19 protein-coding genes are annotated in these 22,633 nt (G+C 67.0%); 8 read left to right on the top strand and 11 right to left on the bottom strand.

Annotated elements, in window-relative coordinates; all coding sequences use genetic code 11:
* Window positions 1-297: 297 nt before the first annotated feature.
* Window positions 298-1,470, bottom strand: a complete 1,173-nt coding sequence (locus ABB28_RS14295) for a putative peptide maturation dehydrogenase (protein ID WP_083492043.1) — start codon at window positions 1,468-1,470, stop codon at window positions 298-300.
* 134 nt (window positions 1,471-1,604) lie between these two features.
* Here ABB28_RS14295 and ABB28_RS14290 point away from each other — a divergent pair, with 134 nt between their 5' ends.
* Complete coding sequence (locus ABB28_RS14290) at window positions 1,605-1,907, top strand: NHLP-related RiPP peptide (protein WP_057509265.1); 303 nt, start codon at window positions 1,605-1,607, stop codon at window positions 1,905-1,907.
* On the opposite strand, the gene ABB28_RS14285 is transcribed toward ABB28_RS14290, so the two are convergent.
* From ABB28_RS14285 to aceB, 4 genes are all read right to left on the bottom strand, one after another.
* Window positions 1,862-4,399, bottom strand: coding sequence for a putative peptide modification system cyclase (locus tag ABB28_RS14285; protein ID WP_057509264.1), 2,538 nt, complete (start codon window positions 4,397-4,399; stop codon window positions 1,862-1,864). The two genes, ABB28_RS14290 and ABB28_RS14285, sit on opposite strands and share 46 nt — an antisense overlap.
* Before the next feature lie 12 nt (window positions 4,400-4,411).
* Complete coding sequence (locus tag ABB28_RS14280) at window positions 4,412-5,455, bottom strand: GGDEF domain-containing protein (RefSeq protein ID WP_057509263.1); 1,044 nt, start codon at window positions 5,453-5,455, stop codon at window positions 4,412-4,414.
* A 170-nt stretch (window positions 5,456-5,625) separates the two neighbouring features.
* Entirely contained in the window at window positions 5,626-6,918 is a 1,293-nt protein-coding gene (gene aceA / locus ABB28_RS14275; protein ID WP_057509262.1) for an isocitrate lyase, read from the bottom strand.
* A gap of 57 nt (window positions 6,919-6,975) precedes the next feature.
* On the bottom strand, window positions 6,976-8,613 hold the full coding sequence (gene aceB / locus ABB28_RS14270) for a malate synthase A (protein WP_057509261.1): 1,638 nt from the start codon (window positions 8,611-8,613) through the stop codon (window positions 6,976-6,978).
* A 109-nt stretch (window positions 8,614-8,722) separates the two neighbouring features.
* Here aceB and ABB28_RS14265 point away from each other — a divergent pair, with 109 nt between their 5' ends.
* The gene (locus tag ABB28_RS14265; protein ID WP_057509260.1) at window positions 8,723-9,688 is read left to right on the top strand and encodes a LysR family transcriptional regulator; all 966 of its coding nucleotides are present in this window, start codon (window positions 8,723-8,725) and stop codon (window positions 9,686-9,688) included.
* A gap of 290 nt (window positions 9,689-9,978) precedes the next feature.
* Entirely contained in the window at window positions 9,979-10,887 is a 909-nt protein-coding gene (locus ABB28_RS14260) for a LysR family transcriptional regulator (RefSeq protein WP_057509259.1), read from the top strand.
* A gap of 70 nt (window positions 10,888-10,957) precedes the next feature.
* On the opposite strand, the gene ABB28_RS14255 is transcribed toward ABB28_RS14260, so the two are convergent.
* Window positions 10,958-12,211 (bottom strand): MFS transporter, encoded by a 1,254-nt coding sequence (locus ABB28_RS14255; protein WP_057509258.1) that lies wholly within the window; start codon window positions 12,209-12,211, stop codon window positions 10,958-10,960.
* Between the two features lie 180 nt (window positions 12,212-12,391).
* Window positions 12,392-13,018: a signal peptidase I gene (gene lepB / locus ABB28_RS14250; protein ID WP_057509257.1), complete on the bottom strand. Its 627-nt coding sequence runs from the start codon at window positions 13,016-13,018 to the stop codon at window positions 12,392-12,394.
* Window positions 13,019-13,223: 205 nt separating this feature from the next.
* Here lepB and ABB28_RS14245 point away from each other — a divergent pair, with 205 nt between their 5' ends.
* Together ABB28_RS14245 and ABB28_RS14240 are read left to right on the top strand one after the other, a co-directional pair.
* On the top strand, window positions 13,224-13,625 hold the full coding sequence (locus tag ABB28_RS14245; protein ID WP_057509256.1) for a hypothetical protein: 402 nt from the start codon (window positions 13,224-13,226) through the stop codon (window positions 13,623-13,625).
* A gap of 3 nt (window positions 13,626-13,628) precedes the next feature.
* Window positions 13,629-14,075 (top strand): 3-dehydroquinate dehydratase, encoded by a 447-nt coding sequence (locus ABB28_RS14240; RefSeq protein ID WP_057509255.1) that lies wholly within the window; start codon window positions 13,629-13,631, stop codon window positions 14,073-14,075.
* Between the two features lie 111 nt (window positions 14,076-14,186).
* On the opposite strand, the gene dcp is transcribed toward ABB28_RS14240, so the two are convergent.
* The 3 genes from dcp to arfB all read right to left on the bottom strand — a co-directional run bounded on the left by dcp (window position 14,187) and on the right by arfB (window position 17,510).
* Entirely contained in the window at window positions 14,187-16,358 is a 2,172-nt protein-coding gene (gene dcp / locus ABB28_RS14235; protein WP_057509254.1) for a peptidyl-dipeptidase Dcp, read from the bottom strand.
* A gap of 114 nt (window positions 16,359-16,472) precedes the next feature.
* Entirely contained in the window at window positions 16,473-17,075 is a 603-nt protein-coding gene (locus ABB28_RS14230) for a 1-acyl-sn-glycerol-3-phosphate acyltransferase (RefSeq protein ID WP_057509253.1), read from the bottom strand.
* A gap of 3 nt (window positions 17,076-17,078) precedes the next feature.
* Entirely contained in the window at window positions 17,079-17,510 is a 432-nt protein-coding gene (gene arfB / locus ABB28_RS14225; protein WP_042614237.1) for an alternative ribosome rescue aminoacyl-tRNA hydrolase ArfB, read from the bottom strand.
* A 135-nt stretch (window positions 17,511-17,645) separates the two neighbouring features.
* Between arfB and ABB28_RS14220 the strand changes: the two genes are divergently transcribed.
* Complete coding sequence (locus ABB28_RS14220) at window positions 17,646-18,161, top strand: DUF2059 domain-containing protein (RefSeq protein WP_057509252.1); 516 nt, start codon at window positions 17,646-17,648, stop codon at window positions 18,159-18,161.
* Between the two features lie 100 nt (window positions 18,162-18,261).
* Here ABB28_RS14220 and ABB28_RS14215 read toward each other — a convergent pair whose 3' ends face one another.
* Window positions 18,262-21,114: a M16 family metallopeptidase gene (locus ABB28_RS14215; protein WP_057509251.1), complete on the bottom strand. Its 2,853-nt coding sequence runs from the start codon at window positions 21,112-21,114 to the stop codon at window positions 18,262-18,264.
* 369 nt (window positions 21,115-21,483) lie between these two features.
* Between ABB28_RS14215 and ABB28_RS14210 the strand changes: the two genes are divergently transcribed.
* Together ABB28_RS14210 and ABB28_RS14205 are read left to right on the top strand one after the other, a co-directional pair.
* On the top strand, window positions 21,484-21,957 hold the full coding sequence (locus ABB28_RS14210; RefSeq protein ID WP_057509250.1) for an XAC0231 family protein: 474 nt from the start codon (window positions 21,484-21,486) through the stop codon (window positions 21,955-21,957).
* A gap of 120 nt (window positions 21,958-22,077) precedes the next feature.
* A complete protein-coding gene (locus tag ABB28_RS14205; RefSeq protein ID WP_057509249.1) occupies window positions 22,078-22,557 on the top strand; it encodes a tRNA (cytidine(34)-2'-O)-methyltransferase in 480 nt (159 codons plus the stop codon).
* The last annotated feature ends 76 nt before the right edge of the window (window positions 22,558-22,633 follow it).

Raw genomic sequence — 22,633 nt, 5'->3', positions numbered from 1 at the left:
GCGCTATCGGATGTGGGCTGCTGTTTCGTTGTCTTGGGTATGTGTATAAGGGCCAGCCCCTGGGCTCCCAGTGCCCCCAGGGACCGGTCGAGGGGGGGGGGGGGTGGGTTGGCGGGAACGCTCTTTCGCATGGATGCGGATGGCGAGCCTCCATGGACGGATTCACGGCGATCCCCGCCAACCCACCCCGCCCCGCCTTCGACAGGTCCATGGTGGCCTTGGAATATTCGGGATCTGCGCTCTGGATCGTGTCAGGGCAGGGAAAAACGAGCCGCCGAGCGTGGCTCGGCGCTGCCGTTACCGGTGCTGCCTGCCGTTGTTCCAGATGCGTTCTGCGGGGTCGAACTCGGTGGTGGTCAGGTGCTGCGCGCGCCAGCCGATGCCGCACATCATCACCGGGCTGGACGCTATGCCGTCCAGTTTCAGGGTGTCTTCGATGTCGAACTCGTTGATCGCGGCGGTCACGTAGGAGGCGACCCCCTCCAGGGTCGCACTGATCGCGAGCTGCTGCGACAGATGGCCGGCGTCCAGCAGGATCGCCCGGTACGCTTTGGGGTGGCTGCGGTACTTCCAGAAATTGCGCGAAAAACGCGCCACCTGGATCAGGTGCAGGGCGGCATCGACAAACCATTCCTGGCCCGCAAGCATCAGCCGGACGCGGCCGTCAAGGTCGTCCGGCTGGTCGGCCAGGCGGCGCAGCGCGTGGCTGACCGGATCATAGTGGTGGATGCCGTTTTCCAGGCCCTCCACGTTGCGTACCACCGCATAGGTTTCCAGTGGATGCAGGCCGCCGCCGGAGGGAATGTTCTTCTTCAGGATCTGCATGTCCGGCGCTGGCTGGATCACCGCGTGCGCCATGATCGTGCGCTTCAGTATCCTCGCCGCCGTCTGCAGCGGCAGTGCACGGTCCGGATCGAAATTGCGGCAGGTGACCCTGCGCGACATCAGCTCATCGAAGTCCTCATCCGCGGCGACCGGCAAGGGGATCGGGGTGCCTTCGTGGTGGCTGACCGCCGCCGGCGGCGGGCCGTAACGGCCATGCAGTTCCACCGCCGTGACCAGGTTGTTGCTGCGCATTTCATGGGCGCTGTCCACGCCTCTCCAGCGCCCTGCGCGATGCGCCAGCGCCGTCAGCGGCCACCCGTTCAAGGCCCGCACACGCGCATCAGCGTCGCGGAACGTGGCCGCGCTTTCTTCATCGCTGATCACCAGGCCCTTGGCGATCAATCCGCTCAGCACCTCGCTGCAGCCGTCGTACGCGTCGGCTTCGCTCCACGCGTCGTGTGCCATCCTGCCCAAGGCGATGACCTCTTCTTCGCTCAGCACCACCGGCGCATCCAGGTGGCCAGCCACCGCCTGCCAGGCCAGCGTGGTCTGCAGTTCGGCACGCCCTTGCAGCACCGCCTGCAGGTCCAGTCCACGGTCTTCCTTGACCTGCATCATCAGCAGAGAACAACGGCGGTAGCGCATGAAGGATGTCCAGCAGGAGGCTTGCGCAATTCTAGGCTGCAACGCGTCACGCCGATGCAGCCATGCCCTGCTAAACCTCTGCGCGCATATGCCGCTATAGCCTACTTGAGCCAACCCAACCAGGAACGACGACCATGGCAACTCCCCCCGCACGTACCCCGCTCACGCCGGCACAGGCTGCCACCCTGCTGGACCTGTTGCAGAATGATGACGCGTTCCGTTCCGCGTTCGCCGCAAGCCCGACCACGGCACTGGCAGGCCTCGGCGTTGTCGCCGATCCCACCGGCCCCGTGTGCGATCCGGTGCAGGCGCTGGCCAGCAAGGAAGAGTTCGCTTCGGTGTCGCAGCAGCTGCAGGCACACGTCGCCCTGCGCGGCTCGTTCGATGTGCCTTACTGCTTCGAAGCCGGCAAGGTCCAGGACGCACTGGAAGGCTGAGCCGCCACGGCCAGCGCAGCCGGCCCACGGGCCGGCTGTCGGCGTGGATCGTGACTGTCGTGCACGTTCAGTGCCTGCAGGATGTAGTTGCCGTTGTCTTCGGCATAGGCAAGACCACGATGGCGTTCAAGCCATTTCTGCTCGACCAGCGCGCCGGCGGCATCGTCTGCAGCAAGATGGGTGTCGCGCAACGCGGCATGTACCTGGTAGAGCTCGCGCCCGTTGACCATCGGCTTGAGCAGCGCCAGCGCGCGCTCCGGCTGACCCTCGAGGCGTGCCTGCGTGGCTTCGACGATCACCAGCATCTGCGCTGACCGATCACCGCCGCGTGCCGCGATCTGCCGCTTGATGAGCGGCAGCAGGTTGCCGAGCGGGTCGTCGCTGCGCTGTGCCAGGTAAGCGGTCGCAGCCACGATGAACGCTACTTCCTGCTGGTCCGGGACGGCGACGTCGCCCTCCAGCTCCTGCAGCAGCTTGACGATCTCCTGCCGGTACCCGCGGTGCTGCACCCCGTCCATGCCCTGCAGGTTCTTCACCACCACGTCGACCAGGGTACACATGACCTCTTCACCACAGCCATCGCGCAGGGTCTGAAGGCCGGCAATCGCACTGGACCGGTCGTTGGCATCCACCAGCACGGCGGCGCGTTCGAGCTGTTGGCCCATGTTCGATGCCGGGACATCCTTCATGTTGGCAAGCGCGGCGGGCATGTCACCTTCCACTGCGTACACGATGCCCAGGCGCGTGCTGGCGGTGCGTCCGGCCAGCGTATTGGCCGTGCGGAAGTGCCGCCGCGCGGTTTCGTGGCGGCCGATCGCCAATTCGATCCGGCCGACGAAATCGTGGGCCACCGATCGCATCGGATTCTGCGTGGCCAGCAGGCGACGGGCCGCGTTCAGTGCGTTGGTGTAGTCGCCCAGCGAGTACAGCGCGCGCGCGCGATTCATGTAACCGGCGTAGTAGTCCGGGTACAGGTCGGTCAGCATTTTCCATTTCGCGGCAACGTCGCTGATCGGCGCGCCGTCGAGCTGCTTGCCCCACGCGTCCAGGTACAACACATCACGCGGGGGCAGCCGCTCGCGCAGTGCCACTGCGCTGCGGTAAGAAGCCATGGCCTGGTTGACCTCGCCCCGCGCCATGTGGATCCGCATCCTGCCGACGTGCGCGAAGGCAAAATCCGGGTCGAGCTTGAGCGCCTGCTCAAAGAACTGCAGCGCCTCGTCGTAACGCCGGCCTGCCAGTGCGTTGCTGCCTTCGGCGTAGGCGCGAAGTGCATCCAGGTTCGGCGTGATGACCTGTGGCAGCGGCACGGCGTTGCTGCGCACATCGGAAAGCGCTTCACCCAGGCGCGTGCGCAGCGAGGCGACGACGGTATCGGTGGAACGCAGCGCGGACTCCAGGCCACGTCCGTCCGCGTACTCGGTGAAGACGGTGACCCCGTCGTGCGGTTGCACCACTTCCACCGCCACGCGCAGGCGTCCGTTGACTTCGGCGATGGAAGGAATCAGCACGGCACGGGCGCCCTCGCGGATCGCCACTTCCACTGCCGCCTTCCTGTCCAGCGGCGCATCGGGATTGCGGCGCATGCGTGCTTCGGTGTCACGCACCTTCAGGTCGCTGAGCACATTGACGTAGCGGGATTGCTCAAGGCTGACCCGCAGGGCCAGGTCCATCGAATCATCCAGCAGGCTGTTGCCGGTCATGTTGCGTACGTCAGCCAGCACCACCCAGTCGCGCTCGGCGAAGGCGATCGCCGGCTGCGGCCGCAGCAGCAGCCACGCGCCCAGCACCAGCACTGCCGCGAACATCGCTTCGGCCGCCATCGCCATCGGCCGGCGCCAGAACGGAATATCGCGGATCGCCTTGGGCGTGGGACGCGGGCGACCCACCGCCGGAACGTCCTCGGACACGACCCCATGGACGTCCATCGGTTGCGCCACGCCCTTGAAGCGCCAGCGCCCGTATGACTTCCACTTCAGCCCCTTGCCGACCTCCCCCAGGCTGTCGGCCACCCGGCGCACCATCGATTCGGCGGTGGCCGACAACAGCACCTGTCCCGGCCGCGCCAGCTGCATCAGGCGCGCAGCCATCGGCTTGGCCAGGCCTTCCACCTCGACCGGCTTGGACCCCAGCGCGATGGCCTCGGGCGTGTTGTTCCACAGGATCACCTCGCCCACGTGCAGGCCGGCCCGTGCCAGCAGCGGCACGTTGTTGGCCTGGCCGAGCTGGCGCAGCGCCTGCTGGTAATCCAGCGCGAAGCCCAATGCATCCACCGGCCGCTCGAACAGCAGGAACAGGCCGTCGGAACGGTCGATCTGCTGGCCGCGCCAGCGCTGCTGCATCGCCAGTACCAGGCGGTCGTGCTGCTGGAAAAGTTCGGCCGCGCCGGCATCACCGATGCGCTCCACCAGCGTGGTGGAATCGCACAGATCGGTGAACAGCAGCGCGCGCAGTTGCGGGACGTGGGAGGTCGCTTCCGTGCCACCGCTCATGGGAGTCTCCGCTCAGCCGGTTTCGACGACGTCGTGCGGCCAGCATAGCCGGTCGCCGCCATCCCGCTTGGCCTGGTACAGCGCGCGGTCCGCGTTGGCGTACCACTCGCTCCAGTCGGCGGTGGGGTGCACCAGGCTGGCGCCGATGCTCAGGAAGCACACGTGCGGGGTGCCGTGGCTGCGTTCGATCAGGCCATGCACGGCCGTCAGCACGAATTCGGCGGCATGCTGCACGATCTCCGCGTTGGCACGGCGCAGCAGCAGGCAGAACTCATCGCCGCCCAGCCGGCAGGCCAGGTCGTCGGCGCCGGCCATCGAGCGCAGGATGTTGGCCACGCTCTGCAGCACGCGGTCGCCGGCCTGGTGGCCGAACTCGTCGTTGATCTGCTTGAAGCGGTCGCAGTCGATCAGCAGCAGGCCCTGCGCCGGCCCCTCTTCGTGCGCGCGGCATTCCTGCAGGTACAGCGCCAGTCCGCGCCGGTTGTGCAGCCCGGTCAGTTCGTCGGTCCGCACCAGTTCGCGCGTATGGCTGAGCTGGTGGGTGGTGACGTACAGGTTGTCCAGCGCGGTTTCCAGGTCGTGGTTGCGGCGCCGCAGCTGGCTGATCAGCGCCTGCTCGTTGCCGACCACGCGCATGATGGTACGGCGCAGGAAATAGGCGATCAGGCCGGGCTCGGTTTCCACCAGCCGATGGAAATCGACATGGCCCAGTTCCAGCACGTCGGTATCGCAGGTGGCGCGCGCATCGGCGCTGCGCAGGTGGTCACCGATCAACAGGCCAAGCTCGCCGAAGAACTCGCTGCCGGCCAAGCGCTTGAGCACCAGGTCTTCGCCGAAATCCAGTTCGATCTCGCCTTCGGCGATGACGAACATGCTGCTGCCGCGGTGGCCGCGACGGAACAGGCAGTCACCTGCGCGCAATGTGCGCCGGTGGGCGAAGCGGGCGAACAGGTCGAACTCTTCCGGGCTGAGGACGGCGTGCACGATCTCAGCCATCGCCGTGGTGGCAATGCCTGATCGTTCCACCACGTCTGCGACCGCACCCCTGCCAGTCATTCCCCTGCCCCGCCGATCAGACTTCCCATCCTGAGGTGCGGAGCATATCACCGCTTTCAACTGTGCGCTGTGTCCCATTTTCCTGCATCCGTGCGTGGAATATCAGGGGCTTGAACGCGGTGTGCGGAGGGGACCGGCCAGGGCGTGGCCGCTCCCTTCCCTTCTTCACATCAGGCCGCGCGGCCGGCGCTGAACTGCGCTTCCTCGGTGGACCCGGTCAGGGCGGTGGTGGAGGACTGGCCCTGCTGGATCGCCTGGGTCACCGCATCGAAGTAGCCGGTGCCCACCTCGCGCTGGTGCTTGACCGCCGTGAAGCCGCGGTCGGCGGCGGCGAACTCGGCTTCCTGCAGCTCCACGAAGGCGCTCATCTGGCGGCGTGCGTAGCCATGGGCCAGGTTGAACATCGAGTAGTTCAGCGCGTGGAAGCCGGCCAGGGTGATGAACTGGAACCTGTAGCCGTACTTGGCGATCTCGGTCTGGAACGTGGCGATGGTGGCGTCGTCCAGGTTCTTCTTCCAGTTGAAGCTGGGCGAGCAGTTGTAGGCCAGCAGCTTGCCCGGGAACTTCGCGTGGATGGCTTCGGCGAACTGTCGCGCGAACTCCAGGTCCGGCTTGCCGGTCTCGCACCACACCAGGTCGGCATAGGGGGCGTAAGCCAGGCCGCGGCTGATCGCCTGGTCCAGGCCGTTGCGGGTCTTGTAGAAGCCTTCAGTAGTACGCTCGCCGGTGGCGAACGGCTGGTCGTTGGCATCGATGTCGCTGGTCAGCAGGTCGGCCGCCTCGGCATCGGTACGCGCCACCAGCAGGGTCGGCACGCCCAGCACGTCAGCCGCCAAACGGGCTGCGTTCAACTTCTCGATCGCCTCGCGGGTGGGCACCAGCACCTTGCCACCCATGTGGCCGCACTTCTTCACCGAAGCCAGCTGGTCTTCGAAGTGCACGCCGGCGGCACCGGCTTCGATCATCGCCTTCATCAGCTCGAACGCGTTCAGCACGCCGCCGAAGCCGGCTTCGGCATCGGCCACGATCGGCTGCAGGAAGTCGATCTCGTCTTTGCCCTCGGCATGGTGCAGCTGGTCGGCGCGCAGCAGGGTGTTGTTGATGCGCTTGACCACCGCCGGCACCGAATCGGCCGGATACAGCGACTGGTCCGGGTACATCTGGCCGGCCAGGTTGGCATCGGCGGCCACCTGCCAGCCGGACAGGTAGATGGCGTTCAAGCCGGCCTTCACCTGCTGCATGGCCTGGTTGCCGGTCAGCGCGCCCAGCGCGTTCACGAAGTCTTTTTCCTGCAGGTAGGTCCACAGCTTTTCCGCGCCCATCCGGGCCAGCGAATGCTCGACGTGGACCGTGCCGCGCAGGCGCACCACGTCGGCGGCGGTGTAGTTGCGTTCAATCCCGTGCCAGCGGGGGTTGGTGTCCCAGTCGTGCTGGATCTGTTCGGCAGTGGGCAGCGTGCTCATGTCTATCTCCAGTTCGTCAGTACTACAGCAGGAAGAAAAAGCGGGCCGGCGCGGGCGTCAGTCGATGCGTGCGTAGGCCGGCAGGGTCAGGAAGTCATTGAGTTCGTCGGCGCGGCTCAGCTCGGCCAGCAGGGCGATGGCTTCGTCCACGCGGCCGCCGCCGGGCAGGGTCGCGCGGTCGCCCAGGCGGGCCGGCAGCTGGGCCAGGGCGTTGTCCAGCAGCGCGGCATCGATGGCGGTGCCGTCGTCGAGCTGCTGGCCGGGGGTATGCAACCACTGCCACAGCTGGCTGCGGCTGATCTCGGCGGTGGCCGCGTCTTCCATCAGGTTGTGGATCGGCACGCAGCCGTTGCCATCCAGCCAGGCCGCCAGGTAGCGCACGCAGACTTCCACGTTGCCTTCGAAGCCGGCGCGGCTGATGCTGCCCGGCGGCCGTGCGATCAGCTGGTCGCGGTCCACGCGCACATCCTGGCGCAGCACCTGCTGCTGGTTCGCACCGGGCATGTGCTCGTCGAAGATCGCCATCGCCACCGGGATCAGTGCCGGGTGCGCGACCCAGGTGCCGTCATGCCCGGCGGTCACTTCGCGCAGCTTGTCCGCGCGCACCCGCGCCATCGCCTGTTCGTTGGCGGCCGCATCGTTGCCGATCGGGATCTGCGCCGCCATGCCTCCCATCGCATGTGCGCCACGGCGGTGGCAGGTCTGGATCAACAGTTCCGAATAGGCCTTCAGGAACGGCTGGGTCATGGTCACCTGGCCACGCTCGGGCAGCACCTTGTCGGCGTGCCGGCGGAAGGTCTTCAGGTAGGAGAATATGTAGTCCCAGCGTCCGCAGTTCAGGCCGACGATGCGGTCGCGCAGCGCATGCAGGATCTCGTCCATCTCGAACACCGCCGGCAGCGTTTCGATCAGCACGGTGACCTTGATCTGGCCGTGCGGCAGGCCGAGCATGCCCTCGATATGCGACAGCGCGGTTTCCCACAGCGCCGCCTCTTCCATGCTCTGCAGCTTGGGCAGGTAGAAGTACGGGCCGCGGTCGTTGGCCATCAGCGTGCGGGCGTTGTGGTAGGCGAACACCGCCGCATCGAACAGGCCGCCGGCCAGGCGCTGGCCATCCACCAGCACGTGCTTTTCGTCCAGGTGCCAGCCGCGCGGACGCACGATCAGTACCGCACGTTCTTCGTAAGGACGCAGCGAGTAGTGCTTGGACGGCTTGCTGCCGCTGGCCGGGGCGGTGAACTGCAGGTCGCCACGTACCGCACCGATCAACGACTGCTGGCCGGCCAGCAGGTTGCCCCAGGTCGGCGCGGTGGCGTCCTCGAAGTCGGCCATGAACACTTTGGCCCCGGAGTTCAGCGCGTTGATGACCATCTTCGGGTCGGTCGGGCCGGTGATCTCCACGCGGCGGTCCAGCAACGCGGCCGGCAGCGGCGCCACTTTCCAGTCCTCGGCGCGGATCGGCGCGGTATCGGTGCGGAAGTCCGGCAGCCCGCCCTGGTCGAAGAACGCCTGGCGCTGCACGCGGGCGGCCAAGCGGGCCTGGCGGCCGGGCTCCACCGCACGGTGCAGCGACACCAGCAGGGCCAGCAGCGGGGCCGGCAACAGCGCGGACTGGCCGGCCACCTGGGTGGTCAGGGTGATCCCCGGGGTGGGCTTGGCGGACGGCGATGGGATGGCGGAAGCAACGGCGGACATCGGGACACTCCAGCAGCGAGGGACGTCCCTACCGTGCTTCCCGGCCCATGTATTTGACAAAGCAGTTATTGCAATGCATTGGATAAGTTGTGCTTATACTCGTTACACCATGCCCACACGCCCGCCGCCAAGTCCCCGTTTTTCCTACAAATCCGATCGGCTGAAGCCGCTGCGCGCGTTCTGCCAGACGGTGCGATTGGGCTCGGTTTCACGTGCGGCGGAGGCCCTTTTTGTCAGCCAGCCGGCCATCAGCCAGCAATTGCAGGCCCTGGAGCGGGAACTGGGCGTGGTGTTGTTCGAGCGCAGCGGGCGGCGCCTGGTCCCCAGCCGCGAGGGCCAGCTGCTGTTCGAAATGGCACAGCCGCTGGTGGAGGACCTGGACGGCCTGGAGGCCCGCTTCCGCGACAAGGTGAGCGGCATGGACGCCGGCGAGCTGAACATCGCGGCCAACAGTTCCACCATCCTGTACCTGCTGCCGCGCATCATCGAACGCTTCCGCCAGCTGCACCCGGACGTGCGGCTGACCCTGCACAACGCCATCAGCGCCGACGGCACCGACCTGCTGCGCGATGACGCCGCCGACCTGGCGGTGGGATCGATGACCGACGTGCCGGCCGACCTGAGCTATGCCCCGGCCTACCGCTTCGAGCAGATGCTGATCACACCGCACGACCACCCGCTGGCGCGCGGCACGCTGAGCCTGGAGGCGATCTCCAAGCACCCGCTGGTGCTGCCGCCCAAGCGCCAGATCACCTACCGGCTGGTGGACCAGGTATTCCAGCGCCACCGCCTGCCCTACACCGTGGCGCTGGAGGTCGGCGGCTGGGAAGTGATCAAGCAGTACGTGGCGATGGGCATGGGCATCTCCATCGTGCCAGCGCTGTGCCTGAACGACGCCGACCCCGGCAAGCTGGTCGCGCGCTCCATGCGCGAATGGTTCCCGGAGCGCAGCTACGGGGTGATCGTACGCCGCGGCAAAGCCCTGTCCCCGCAGGCCCGCGCCTTCGTCGAAATGATCCAACCCGAACTGTTCTCGCCCCGCGAATACGACCAGAGCGGCCACTCCGAACGCTGACCCCGGTAGTGACGGCCGCTGGCCGTCATGCATCCGCGCTCCTGGAGGCTGACGACCGTGCTGCTGGAGGCTGACGACCGTACTCCTGGTGGGTGACGACCGTTGGTCGTCACGGCTCTCCAAGGTAAAGCCGAGTTCAATCGCCCGTCCGCTCAACTTCAGTACGGTCATCGGCGCGACGCGCGCGTTGGGTGTGGAGCTTCGAGTGAACGTCGGCGCAAGGTAGATAGCTGCCTGCACCAGATCAGCACCGTGGCCATTGCCGTCTCGCGCGTCTCTACAATCCCCCCATGTCGATCGAACTCCGCCATCTCCGCTACTTCCTCGCCGTGGCCGACACCCTGCACTTCGGCCAAGCCGCCGAGCGGCTCGGCATGTCACAGCCACCGCTGAGCCAGCAGATCCGTCAGCTGGAACAACTGCTCGGCGCGCAGCTGTTCGTGCGCAGCCATCGGCGGGTGCAGCTGACCGAAGCCGGTGCGCTGCTGCAGGCGAAGGCCCGCGCGATCCTGCAGCAGGTGGACGCGGCCGTGGACGAGGTGCAGCGGGTGCAGCGCGGCGAGCAGGGCGAGCTGCACATCGGCCTGACCCGCGCCACGCCGCTGGTGCCGCAGATTCCTCGCGCCATCTTCGGTTACCGCGAGCGTTTCCCGCAGGTGCGCTTGCAGCTGCGCGAGATGAACACCCTGCAGCAGATCGATGCGCTGCTGGAAAACCGGCTGGATGTGGGCATCATCCGCAAGCGTGTGCTGCCGCCGGAACTGGTGGCGCACAGCCTGTTTACCGATCCGCTGGCGCTGGTGCTTCATCGCGACCACCCTGCGCTGCGCGGGCGTGATCCGGCCCGCACGGTGCTGCCGTTGCAGCAGTTCGCGCACGAACCGTTCGTCGGCTTCCACCGCAGCGTCGGCGCCGGCATCCACGACCAGATGATCGCGCTGTGCGCCGCGGCGGGGTTCACGCCGCGCATCGTGCAGGAGGCCGGTGAGGCGTCCACGCTGATCAGCCTGGCGGCGGCGGGATTGGGCGCGGCGATTTTGCCGTCGTCATGCGACCACATCCAGATCGAGGGCGCGTGCTTCGTGGCGCTGGGCGATCAGGGCGCGCATTCGGAAGTGCAGCTGGTATGGCGACGGGAAGGGGTGACGCCGTTGATCCGCAATTTCACCGCGCTGCTGCAGGCGGAGTTCGGTCGGTAGTGACGGCCGCTGGCCGTCAACCACGTTCAACCGCCCGATGCGATTGACGGCCAGCGGCCGTCACTACCTCTCAAAGCGGGCGGCGCCACAGGCTCCAGGCGATACCTGCACCGATCAGGGTAAGTACGCCGGTGAACGCACATACGCCGACCCAATCCCACGCGGTGTAGGCCAGTCCGCCCACCGCGCCCAGCACGCTTGAACCCAGGTAGTACGAAAACAGATACAGCGCGGATGCTTCAGCACGGATCGCGCCGGCACGGCTGCCGACCCAACTGCTGGCCACCGAATGGCCGCCGAAGAAGCCGAACGTCACCAGCGCGATGCCGATCGCCATCGTCCACAGCCACGGCATCACCAGCAGCACGAGGCCGGCGATGATCAGGGCGTAGCTGATCGACAGCACGCGGCCGCGGCCATGGCGGATCGCCTGCTGGCCCATCCACGCCGAACTGAACGTGCCCACCAGGTACACGCTGAAGATCAATCCGACCACGGTCTGGCTGAGGCGATACGGCGGTGCCAGCAGGTGGTAGCCCAGGTAGTTGTAGGTGGTGACGAACACGCCCATGAGCAGGAACGCGGTGGCGAACAGCCACGGCAGGCCGGGATCGGCGAACAGCTGGCGCCAGCGTGCGGGCAGTTGGCGCAGCCCACCGCGACGGCTCTGGAAGTGCCGCGAGGGCGGCAGCTGCATCCACAGCAGCAGGGTGCTGGCGACGGCGATCAGCGATACCACGCCGATACCCCAGCGCCAGCCCCAGTGGTCGGCGATGATGCCGGCGATCAAGCGCCCGCTCATGCCGCCCACCGCGTTGCCGCCGATGTACAGTCCCATCGCCAGGCCCATCGCGCGGCTGTCCATTTCCTCTACCAGATAGGTCATCGCCACCGCCGGCACACCGCTCAACGCCACGCCCAGCAGCGCGCGCAGCACCAGCATCGTGGTCCAGTCGGTCACCAACGCGCTGGCAGCGGACAGCACGGTAGAGGCCAGCAGCGCGGTGATCATCACGTTGCGGCGGCCGACGCGGTCTGACACCAGGCCGGCGATCAGCATCATCACCGCCAGCAGCCCGGTGCTGAGCGACAGCGCCAGTGCGCTGTTGGCGGCGGACACGCCGAAGTGGCGGCTGAACTCAGGCAGCAGCGGCTGCACGGTGTACAGCAGGCCGAAGGTGGAGAAACCAGCCAGGAACAGCGCCACCGCGGTACGCCGGAACGCGGGCGTGCCTTGTTCGATGTGGGTGGCGGCCGCCGGGGCGCCGGTGGGCGTGTCGAGGGGGATGCGGCGCTCAAGGGCGGCCGCGGTATCGCCGTTCATGGGATCGGGATGGCCGGGGGAGACGGCCGGGGTGTGGGGATGGGGTCAGGCTAGCCTCCCTCATCGAGTCGATCCATAACCTGATGGGTACGGATTGATATGTTTGGCGTATGGATGCCGGCAAAAGGGCAAGGGTTCACAACCAGCGGTCGTCACTCCCGAGCCCTCATTCTCTGGCCGTTACAGGTGCAGCCACTCCAGGCCTTCGCCGCGGCGGTAGTAGACGGCCACGGCTTTGCCGTAGACCTTGTCGGCGTCGACGAAGCCGAAGAAGCGGCCGTCGAAACTGTTGCCGCGATGGTCGCCCATGACCAGCAGCTTGCCGGCCGGCACCACCACGCCATCCACGTCCGGGCCGCCGCCCATGTCCAGGCCAAGCTGCGCGGTGCGGGTGCCGAACTGTTCGGCGGCGGGGTTGCCGGCCTGCTGCAGCGGCTGGCCATTGATGCTCAGATGGCCGCTGCGCACGTCCACCCGGTCACCCGCCACGGCCACCACGCGCTTGATCAGCCGGGTGCCATCGGCGGGCGAATCGAACACCGCCACTTCGCCACGCTGCGGCGCACCCACGTCCATCAGCGCGTGCTGGGTGAACGGCAGGCGCAGGCCATACGCGCGCATGTCCACCACCACGCGGTCACCCGGTTCCAGGGTGGGCTGCATCGAACCGCTGGGCACCACGTAATGGTTGGCCAAGGTGTCGCGCGCGGCGGCCAGCAGGCCAAGCATCACCAGCAGCGGCAGGGCTTCCTTCTTCAACCAGTGCAGGGCGCGCTGGGTAACGGGAGGGCGGGCGATGGCATCCATGGCGAAGCTCCGGGAGGTGTGGGGGTAAGACCGTGGGAAGGGCGGTTCGGTTCCATGCGGCTGCAAAAAAGGACTCTGACCCCGGACTCTGACCCGGCCTCTACGGAGAATTTACGCGCGGTCGCGGCGCGTGCCATGGCGGCTTTATGGGCGCTGCGCGCATCGTGTGCCTACCGCGCCTGGGGCGCTTTCTGGTAGGTGTTGCATGACCATCCTGGTGATCCGCCACGCGGCTGCATCGCAGCCACTGCCGGTGCTGCCCGCGCAGCTGGCCGGCCATCGCGTGCTGTGTACGTCCTGCACGACCTTGGCCGGCGTGCGTGAATGCCTGTGCGAGCCACAAGCGCTGCGGGCAGATTGGGTGGTGCTGGATGTCGGCACGGCGGACGACGCGCAATGGGATGGCGAATCGGCGGCGCTGGGGACGGCGCTGGAACGCCTGCCGGCGCCCTACATCGAGTTGCAGGGTGCGCGTGACCCGGGGTTGGAAATCCGCCTGAAACTGCAGCATGCACCGGCTGCGGTGGTGGTGGACCAGCGTGGGCAGGAAGCGGGCTATCCGCTGTCGCTGGCCATCGTCGGCCACCGCCTGGCGCAGGGAGGCTGAGCCATGTCGATCTTCATCATCCGTGGCCCGGAAGCATCCGGTGCCCTGGTCCGCACCGCCGAGCCGCTGCCTGCGCTGGTGCTGAAAACGCTGGTGCACCGCGCGGTGGATGCCGGTACCAGCGTGGCGATCCGTGCCTGCGGGTCCGAACAGGAACTGCTTGATGCGCTGCGCGTGGCCGACCATGCGCGCGGTGAGGTGACCCTGCTGGATCCAGGTGCCTGCGCGCACAGCATGCGCCTGCAGCGGTTGTTGCCGCACCTGCATAACGCGTATGTGGAAGTGCACGACGACGGCGCGGTGGCCGAGCCGTGGTTGCCCGATGGCATCGGCCAGCGGCTGGGTATCGTGTCCGGTTACGGGGCGCAAAGCTACGTGCTGGCGCTGGACATCGCGCTGGATCACCTGGGCCTGGCCGAGCGCGCCGAGCGCGTGCACGTAGGAACCTGAGCGCTGGCGGACGTCTGCGGGATGCGTCGGGGAAGGGGTCAGGGCAACCCCGTCGGGCACCCCGGCACGCGCAACGGAAAACGGCGGGGTTTCCCCCGCCGTTCGTTCAACTCACTTCAGGCCGCGGAACTCGAGCAGCGGTTCCACCGACGGGTCCTTGCCGCGGAAATCGCGGTAGAGCTGGCTCAGCTCCACGCTGTTGCCGCGCGAGAGCACCTTGTCGCGGAACTGCTGGCCGTTGGCGGCGGTCAGGCCGCCGTTCTCCTTGAACCACTGGAAGGCATCGTGGTCCAGCACTTCAGCCCAGAAATAGGCGTAGTAGCCGGCCGAATAACCGCCACCCCAGATGTGGTCGAAGTAGCTGGTGCGGTAACGCGGCGGCACCTGCGCCAAGTCCACGTTGAACTTCTTCAGCGCCGCCGCTTCGAACTTGCCCACGTCCTGCAGCGGTGCATCGGCCTTCTGGGTGTGCCAGGCCAGGTCGAGCAGCGCCGCCGACAGGTATTCGGTGGTGGCATAGCCCTGGTTGAAGCTGCGGGCCTTGAGGATCTTGTCGACCAGCGCCTGCGGCATCGGCTCGCCGGTCTTGTAGTTCTTGGCGTAGTTGGCGAACACCTTCGGGTCCAGCGCCCAGTGTTCGTTGAACTGCGAGGGGAACTCGACGAAATCGCGCGAGGTGGCGGTGCCGGCGATCGACGGGTACTTCACGTTGGAGAACATGCCGTGCAGCGCGTGGCCGAACTCATGGAACAGCGTGGTGACGTCGTCGAAGCTCAGCAGCGCCGGCTGGCCCGCGGCCGGCTTGGTGAAGTTGCACACGTTGTAGACCACCGGCTTGGCACCGGTCAGGCCGTCCTGTTCGACGAACACGTCCATCCAGGCACCACCGGACTTGCTGTCACGCTTGAAGTAGTCGGTATAGAACAGCGCCAGCGAGGTACCGTCCTTGTCGAACACCTCGTACACCTTCATGTCCGCGTGGTAGGTCGGGATGTCGGTACGCGGCTTGAAGGTGATGCCGTACAGCTGGGTGGCGGCGTAGAAGACGCCGTTCTGCAGCACGTTGTCCAGTTCGAAATACGGCTTGATCTGCGATTCGTCCAGGTCGTACTTCGCCTTGCGCACCTGCTCGGCGTAGAAGTCCCAGTCCGAAGCGGCCAGCTTGAAGGCGCCCGTCTTTGCATCCGGATGCTGCGCGTCGATGACCTTCTGGATGTCCGCGGCTTCCGCGCGTGCCTTGGCGGTGGCGGCCGGCACGGTGTCGGTCAGCAGCTTCAGCGCAGCGGCCGGGGTCTTGGCCATCTGGTCGCCGAGGTTGTAATCGGCGTAGGTGGCGAAGCCGAGCAGCTTGGCCTTCTGCGCACGCAGCTGGGCCAGGCGCTGCACGGTCTGCTGGGTGTCGTTGGCATCGCCGCGCTGGGCGCGGGTTTCCGATGCTTCCAGCACGGCGGCGCGCTGTTCGCGGTTGCTCAGCGAACCGAGCACCGGCTGCTGGGTGGTGTTCTGCAGCGGCAGCAGGAACTTGCCTTCCAGCTTGCGCGCGGTGGCATCGGCGGCGGCGGTGTTGATCGCATCTTCGCTCAGGCCGGCCAGCTTGGCCTTGTCATCCACCACCACGGCGGCGGCGGCAGTGGCCGCGACCAGGCGGGTGTGGAACTGCGTGGACAGCGTGGTTTCTTCCACGTTGAGCTTGCGCAGGCTGGCCTTGTCGGCGTCGTTGAGCTGGGCGCCGGCGCGCACCAGGCCATCGTAGTAATGCTCCACCAGGCGCGTCTGCACCGGATCCAGGCCCAGCGAGGCGCGCTGGTCGTACAGGGATTTCACCCGGGCGAACAGCTTCGGGTCCAGGTTGATCTCGTCCTGGTGGGCGGCCAGCTTCGGCGCCACTTCTTCCTGGATCTTCTGCCGCGCATCGTTGGTATCGGCCTGCACCAGGCCGAAGAAGATGCGCGAGACACGGGTCAGCGTTTCACCGCCCCGCTCCATCGGCACGATGGTGTTGTCGAAGGTGGCCGGCTCGCTCGAATCGGCGATGGCGCGGACTTCGGCCAGGTGCTGGCGCATGCCTTCTTCGAAGGCCGGCAGGTAATCGCTGTCCTGGATCTTGTCGAACGGCGGCGCCTGGAACGGCAGCGTGCTCGCGCTCAGCAGCGGATTGGTGGAGGCATCGGCCGGCTGCTGGGCCGGGGCGTTCTGGGCTTCGGACACGGGGGTGGACTCCTTGCCGGAACAGGCAGCCAGCGCCAGGCTGATGGCGGCGGCCAAGATGACGGTACGCGACATGCAAAAGGCTCCTAGAGGGGCGATCGGGACCGACCGCCAGCCTTCCAGCCTACTCCCACGGCACTGGGGCGGCATGTGCCGGACGTGGCGCCTGCGCTGCCGCGCTGTGGCCGCTCAGACCGTGCCGCGGGTCTTGCCGATCCACGGCCGGTAGTACTCGCGGATGCTGGCCATGTCGGCGGCATCGTTGCCGGTGGCATGGAACAGCGGCCCGAAGCCGATGGTCTTGTCCGGGTAGTGGAAGTACGCGGCCAGGATCGGCACGTCGGCCATCCGCGCGATCTTCAGGAAGCCGGCCTTCCAGTGGGTCACCTTCTTGCGGGTACCTTCCGGGGTGATGGCGTACCACATCTTTTCCGAACGGCGGATCACCGCCACCGCCTGTTCCACCGTGCCCTGCGGCGAGCTGCGGTCCAGCGGGATCACCCCCAGCTTGAGCAGCAGCGGGCCCAGCGGCCACCAGAACAGCGAGGCCTTGCCCAGCACGCGCACGTCCAGGCCCAGCGCCAGCTTCACCGCCATGCCCCAGTACCCATCCCAGTTGGACGAATGCGGGGCGATGATCATCACCACCTTGGGCACGTCGGGCAGGGTGCCGACCACCTTCCAGCCGCGCAGGCGCAGCGCACTGCGCGCGATCCAGCGGATGAAGGCATTCGGCTTGACCTGCGGCATGTTCGGCGGCACGGGTGGCAGCAGCGGCGAAGGATGGTTCAAGGCTTACTCCCAGTTGCGGGTTGTGCGGCCGCGCTTGACCTGCGCGCGGCCTTTCTTGGCGTCCAGGCGACGCAGGGTCGACCCGTAGGTTGGTTTGGTGGCCTTGCGTGGCTTGGGCACGCTCAGCCCTGCCCGGATGAACTCGGCCAGCCGCTCGCGCGCATCCTCGCGATTGCGGTCCTGGGTACGGAAACGCTGCGCGTCGATGACCAGCACGCCTTCGCCGGTCACGCGCCGGTCGCGGCGCACCAGCAGGCGCGCACGCAATGGCTCGGGCAGCGACGGCGAGCCGGCCAGGTCGAAACGCAGCTCCACCGCCGTCGATACCTTGTTGACGTTCTGGCCGCCGGCGCCACTGGCACGCACGAACCGCTCGACGAGTTCATCGTCGGGGATCACAAGCTGCGCGGAGATGACGACTGGACCAATACCCATGGACGCATTGTAACGGTAGCCGGTGACGGTTGGCTGTCGGTATCGCGAGCCGTTCCACCGCGATCAGGTCCCCAACACGTCGCCTTCGCCAACGCGGGCGGTATGCTGGCGGCATCATCCCCGAAGGACGTCCGCATGATCCGCATTTTCCGCCGCCTGCACCGCACCGCCCTGCTGCTGGCGCTTGCCCTTGCGTCCGTTCCTGCGCTGGCCGCGCCGCCCACCGATGGGGACATCAACCGCCTGCTGTCGGCCTCGCGCGCGCAGGCCATGCTGGATTCGATGCTGCCGCAGATCGAGACCATGCAGCGCCAGCAGTTCGAGCAGGTCACCCAGCAGCGGCAGCTGACCCCGCAGCAGCAGGAGCAGCTGCAGCGGATCCAGGCGCGCACCGCGCAGACCCTGCGCCAGGCGCTGTCCTGGCAGCAGCTGCGGCCGATGTACGTGGATCTGTACAAGCAGACCTTCAGCAAGGAAGACGTGCTGGCGATGGCCGAGTTCTACGAGAGTTCGGCCGGGCAGAGCCTGCTCGACAAGACCCCGGCGCTGATGCAGAACGTGATGGTGGCCATCCAGGCGCGCATGCAGCCGCTGTTCGCGGACCTGCAGAAGGACCTGGAAGCGATCGTCAACGAGCCGACGAAGAAGTAACGGTGGAGTGGGTGGAGAGGTGGGTGACGACCGGTGGTCGTCACGCCTCTCGCCGCAGAGCGTGACGGCCAGCGGCCGTCACTACCTGGGCCCGCTGCCCTTACTTGGCGGGCTTCACCGGGTTGCCGTCGGCATCGATGATGCTGACCTCGCCCAGCTTCAGCGCGCGCACCGGCGCTTCGGTCTGCTTCAGGTCGCCGACCACCACCCAGGTGAGCGATTCCGGCTTGATCGCCGACGCTGCTTCCTGCACCTGCGCCGGGGTCATCGCCTCGATGGCCGCCTTGCGCTGGAACACGTAGTCATCCGGGCGCTGGAACTGCACCAGGCTGCCGATCGTGCCCAGCACCGAACTGGCCGTTTCATACGCACCCGGCAGGCTCAGGGTCTGGATGTTGCGGATGCGCTGCACTTCGGCCGCGGTCGCCGGCTTCTGGCCAGCAGCGAACTCGGCGATTTCCTTGCGCATTTCCGCCAGCGCCGGACCGGTCTTGTCGATCTGCACCGGGGCCATCGCCATCCACGGCCGCTGGCCGACGGTGTTGCTGGCGCTGCTGCGGGCCCCGTAGGACCAGTGCTTTTCCTCGCGCAGGTTCATGTTCAGGCGCGAGGTGAAGTCGCCGCCCAGCACGCCGTTGGCGATGTCGAAGCGGACCGAACCCGGATCCACCGAAGACGGCACCACCTGGCCGGCGAACAGGTTCGCCTGCACAGCGCCGGGCTGGTCGATCAGGAACACGCGCGGGCCGGTTGGCACGGCAACATCCACGGCCGCCTTGACCTTCGGTGCCGGGCCTTCGCTCTTCCAGTCGCCCAGCTGGCGGTTCAACAGCGGCACGATTTCCTTCAGCGTGGTGTCACCCACCACGATCAGCGTGCCCTCTTCCGGGCGCAGCCAGTCGCGGTGGAAATCGACCAGCTCATCGCGGGTCAGGCTGGCGATGGCCGCCTCGTCACCGCTGCCGGTGAACGGAATCGCATACGGGTGGCCCTTGCCGTACAGCAGCGGCGGCAGCACGCGCATCGCCGATGCGGTGGGGTTGGCCTTTTCCTGCGCGATGCCGGCGATCCAGCTGCCCTTGACCCGGTCGATCTCGGACTGGTCGAAGCGCGGCTGGCGCAGCAGCGTGGCGTACAGGTCCAGCGACGGCGCCAGGTTTTCCTTCAGCGCGGACAGGTCCACGGTGCTGAAATCCAGACCGGCCGATGCACTCAGGTCCGCGCCCAGGGCGTCGGCGGCGTCGGCGAAGGCCAGTGAGCCGAGCTTGCCGGCGCCTTCGGTCATCAGCCCCATGGCGAAGTTGGCGGTGCCCGGCTTGCGGTCCTGGTCGGCACTGAAGCCACCCGGGAACTGATAGCTGAACTGCACCACCGGGATTTCATGGCGCTCGGCCAGGATCACCCGCGTGCCGTTCTTCAGCGTGGCGCGCTGCAGCTCGGGGAACTTCAGTTCGGGGAACTGCCGGGTCTGCGGCACGCCGGTGCCACGGTCCACCTGCGCCGGCAGCGTGGTGTACTTCGGATCCACCGCCGGCAGTTCGAACGGCTTCGGGCTCTGCGATGCTTCTTCTTCCAGCGCCACGCGCTGGCCCGGTTCCACCACCAGGGTGTGGCTGCCGGTACCCAGCCACTTGCCACCCACCGCGCGCAGGTCGGCCACGCTGGCACCATCGATGTGCTTCAGTGAATCACGGAAGCAGCCCGGGTCACCGGTATAGACAGTGCATTCGGCCAGCGCGTCGGCCTTGCCACCGAAGCCGCCGATGCGTTCGATGCCGCGGATGAAGCTGGCACGGAAGGCGGTCTTGGCGCGGCTCAGTTCGTCGGCCGACGGGCCTTCGGCAACCAGGCGATCGATCTCTTCGTCGATGATCGCTTCCACCCGGGCCGGGTCGACGCCCTGCTTCACCGTGGCCATCACCATGAAGTTGGAGCCCAGCTGCGAGGCATAGGCGCCTGCGCTGATGTTGTCCACCAGCTTCTCTTCGTGCTCCAGGCGCTTGGCCAGGCGCGATGACTTCGCCCCGCCGAGCACCTGGCCCAGCAACTGCAGCTCGTCGATGTCACGGGTGCCGACCTGGGCTACGTTCCAGGCACGGTAGATGCGCACCTGCGGCACCTTGTCGGTCATTACTTCGCGGCTGTCGGCGGCACGCTGCGCCACGTCCACCTTCGGCTGCGCCATGCTCGGGCCGGCCGGGATGCTGCCGAAATACTTCGCCGCCTTTTCCTTCGCCGTGGCCAGGTCGATGTCGCCGGCCAGTACCAGCACCGCGTTGTTTGGGCCGTACCAGGTCCGGAACCAGGTCTTGACGTCATCCAGCGAGGCCGCGTTGAGGTCGTTCATCGAGCCGATGACGCTGTGGTGGTACGGGTGGCCCTTCGGATACAGCGCGCGGTTGAGCTGGGTCCACACCTGTCCATACGGCTGGTTTTCACCCTGGCGCTTTTCGTTCTGCACCACGCCACGCTGTTCGTCCAGCGCAGCCTGGTCGATCGCACCGAGCAGGTGGCCCATGCGGTCGGACTCCATCCACAGCGCCATGTCCAGCGCGGTGGTGGGCACGTTTTCGAAGTAGTTGGTGCGGTCGGTGTTGGTGGTGCCGTTCTGGCCGGTGGCACCGACCTGCTTGAAGGGTTCGAAGTACTCGCCGTCGTGGTTTTCGCTGCGCTGGAACATCAGGTGTTCAAACAGATGCGCAAATCCGGTGCGGCCGGCCGGCTCGTCCTTGCTGCCCACGTGGTACCAGACGTTGACGGCCACGATCGGCGCCTTGCGGTCGGTGTGCACCACCACGCGCAGGCCGTTGGGCAGGGTGAACTGCTCGAACGGAATGTCGACCTTGGCTGCCGCTGCCGGCTTGGCCATCAGGGGCGCAGGCGCCAGGCCGCCCAGCGCGGTGGCGAGGGCTACGGCAAGCAGGGCAGTGCGCGGGCGCAGTGGGGAGGGCATTCCGGATCCTTGTCATTCAGGTGGTGCCCGATCCTACCGTGTGCACCGGCCCACCAGCATCGGCCAAGCGTCACAGGCCGGAAGCGACCCGTCCCCATCGAATTCCGCAGCGGCAGCCCGCGTCCGCGTGGACGGCTGCGGACGAGTGTCCGGACACCGGACACGCCCCTTATTTCCAACTCATTGAATCAACTACGTAAAAACTTGGCACGACGATTGCTTCCTCTATCCCGTGGCACGAAGCGAACCGAACCAATATGACTGGCCGCTGAACAAAGCCGGGAAATTGAACAATCTCCTTGCAAGTCCAGTTTTGGTGTACTACCTTACTACCACACCACCGCCCACACACACTAAACAGGTCCCGCCATGAACACCAAGATCCTCGCCATCACCATTGCCCTGATCGCCGGTACCGCGGTTGTTTCGCCGGTGCAGGCCGCCCCGTCCATCGGCACCCTGCAGACCGTGCAGGTGCGCCCGGACGCCGAACAGCTGGCCCAGCAGGCCTGGGAGCAGGCCAGCGGCATCCCGACCCTGGCCGCGGTGCAGGTGCGTCCGAGCGCCGACCAGTTGGCCGGCATCGACGCTCAGGCCGTCGCCGCTTCCACCGCGATGCCGATCACCACCCTGGCCGCAGTGGAAGTCCGCCCGAGCCTGGAACAGAAGGTCGCCCTGGCAGCCGAACTGCAGGCCGAGCGCTACACCGTTGCGCTGGCCAATGCGGCCACCACGTTTGCCAGCAACGTCATCGTCAATCTGCCGGTGGTGCACGTGCGCCCGACCCAGACCGACCTGCAGGCGCTGGCGCTGGAAACCGCTTCGGTCCTGGTTGGCAAGTGAGTACGCCGCGCATGCCGACCGCCATGGCAGGTCATTCGAAACATCCCTGAACGCCGGGTCCCCCTACCCGCAAGGACCCGGCAGGCCGCCGAGCACCGCGCCGCGCATTACACTGCGCCGATGAGCCAGGTCCCCACGTTCCACGTCGTGCTGTTCCAGCCCGAAATACCGCCCAACACGGGCAATGTCATCCGTCTTTGCGCCAACACCGGCGCGCACCTGCACCTGGTCGAACCCTTGGGTTTCGCACTGGACGACAAGCAGCTCAAGCGCGCCGGCCTGGATTACCACGAGTATTCCCGCCTGCAGGTGCACCCGGACCTGGATACGGCATTGGCCCGCATCGCACCGAACCGCTTGTTTGCCCTGAGTACCCGCGCCAGCGTCCGCCATGACAGCGTGCCGTTCGAAGACGGCGATGCCTTCCTGTTCGGACCGGAAAGCCGCGGCCTGCCGCAGGAGGTACTGGATACGCTGCCCGATGGCCGCCGCCTGCGCCTGCCGATGCGGCCGGGCAACCGCAGCCTCAACCTGTCCAACACGGTGGCGGTGGTGATGTACGAAGCGTGGCGCCAGCACGGGTTCGCCGGCGGGGCGTGAGGGTGGGTCGAACGGGCTGGACCCCCTCGCGGGTGGCGTTTTTGCTGCGGCTGGGGGTGGGCCCTGTCTCTTATAC

The organism is Stenotrophomonas chelatiphaga (genome assembly GCF_001431535.1).
GTDB lineage: Bacteria > Pseudomonadota > Gammaproteobacteria > Xanthomonadales > Xanthomonadaceae > Stenotrophomonas > Stenotrophomonas chelatiphaga.
This window is presented reverse-complemented; position numbering and strand designations above follow the sequence as displayed.

What these genes read in the sequence shown, in the direction of transcription:
- ABB28_RS14255 (WP_057509258.1), bottom strand. Translation starts at nt 12,211, where the DNA reads ATGAACGGCGATACCGCGGCCGCCCTTGAGCGCCGCATCCCCCTCGAC.
- ABB28_RS14285 (WP_057509264.1), bottom strand. Translation starts at nt 4,399, where the DNA reads ATGAGCGGTGGCACGGAAGCGACCTCCCACGTCCCGCAACTGCGCGCG.
- ABB28_RS14265 (WP_057509260.1), top strand. Translation starts at nt 8,723, where the DNA reads ATGCCCACACGCCCGCCGCCAAGTCCCCGTTTTTCCTACAAATCCGAT.
- dcp (WP_057509254.1), bottom strand. Translation starts at nt 16,358, where the DNA reads ATGTCGCGTACCGTCATCTTGGCCGCCGCCATCAGCCTGGCGCTGGCT.
- ABB28_RS14205 (WP_057509249.1), top strand. Translation starts at nt 22,078, where the DNA reads ATGAGCCAGGTCCCCACGTTCCACGTCGTGCTGTTCCAGCCCGAAATA.
- ABB28_RS14280 (WP_057509263.1), bottom strand. Translation starts at nt 5,455, where the DNA reads ATGACTGGCAGGGGTGCGGTCGCAGACGTGGTGGAACGATCAGGCATT.
- ABB28_RS14220 (WP_057509252.1), top strand. Translation starts at nt 17,646, where the DNA reads ATGATCCGCATTTTCCGCCGCCTGCACCGCACCGCCCTGCTGCTGGCG.
- ABB28_RS14260 (WP_057509259.1), top strand. Translation starts at nt 9,979, where the DNA reads ATGTCGATCGAACTCCGCCATCTCCGCTACTTCCTCGCCGTGGCCGAC.
- ABB28_RS14290 (WP_057509265.1), top strand. Translation starts at nt 1,605, where the DNA reads ATGGCAACTCCCCCCGCACGTACCCCGCTCACGCCGGCACAGGCTGCC.
- ABB28_RS14240 (WP_057509255.1), top strand. Translation starts at nt 13,629, where the DNA reads ATGTCGATCTTCATCATCCGTGGCCCGGAAGCATCCGGTGCCCTGGTC.
- ABB28_RS14210 (WP_057509250.1), top strand. Translation starts at nt 21,484, where the DNA reads ATGAACACCAAGATCCTCGCCATCACCATTGCCCTGATCGCCGGTACC.
- arfB (WP_042614237.1), bottom strand. Translation starts at nt 17,510, where the DNA reads ATGGGTATTGGTCCAGTCGTCATCTCCGCGCAGCTTGTGATCCCCGAC.
- ABB28_RS14295 (WP_083492043.1), bottom strand. Translation starts at nt 1,470, where the DNA reads ATGCGCTACCGCCGTTGTTCTCTGCTGATGATGCAGGTCAAGGAAGAC.
- aceA (WP_057509262.1), bottom strand. Translation starts at nt 6,918, where the DNA reads ATGAGCACGCTGCCCACTGCCGAACAGATCCAGCACGACTGGGACACC.
- ABB28_RS14215 (WP_057509251.1), bottom strand. Translation starts at nt 21,114, where the DNA reads ATGCCCTCCCCACTGCGCCCGCGCACTGCCCTGCTTGCCGTAGCCCTC.
- lepB (WP_057509257.1), bottom strand. Translation starts at nt 13,018, where the DNA reads ATGGATGCCATCGCCCGCCCTCCCGTTACCCAGCGCGCCCTGCACTGG.
- ABB28_RS14245 (WP_057509256.1), top strand. Translation starts at nt 13,224, where the DNA reads ATGACCATCCTGGTGATCCGCCACGCGGCTGCATCGCAGCCACTGCCG.
- aceB (WP_057509261.1), bottom strand. Translation starts at nt 8,613, where the DNA reads ATGTCCGCCGTTGCTTCCGCCATCCCATCGCCGTCCGCCAAGCCCACC.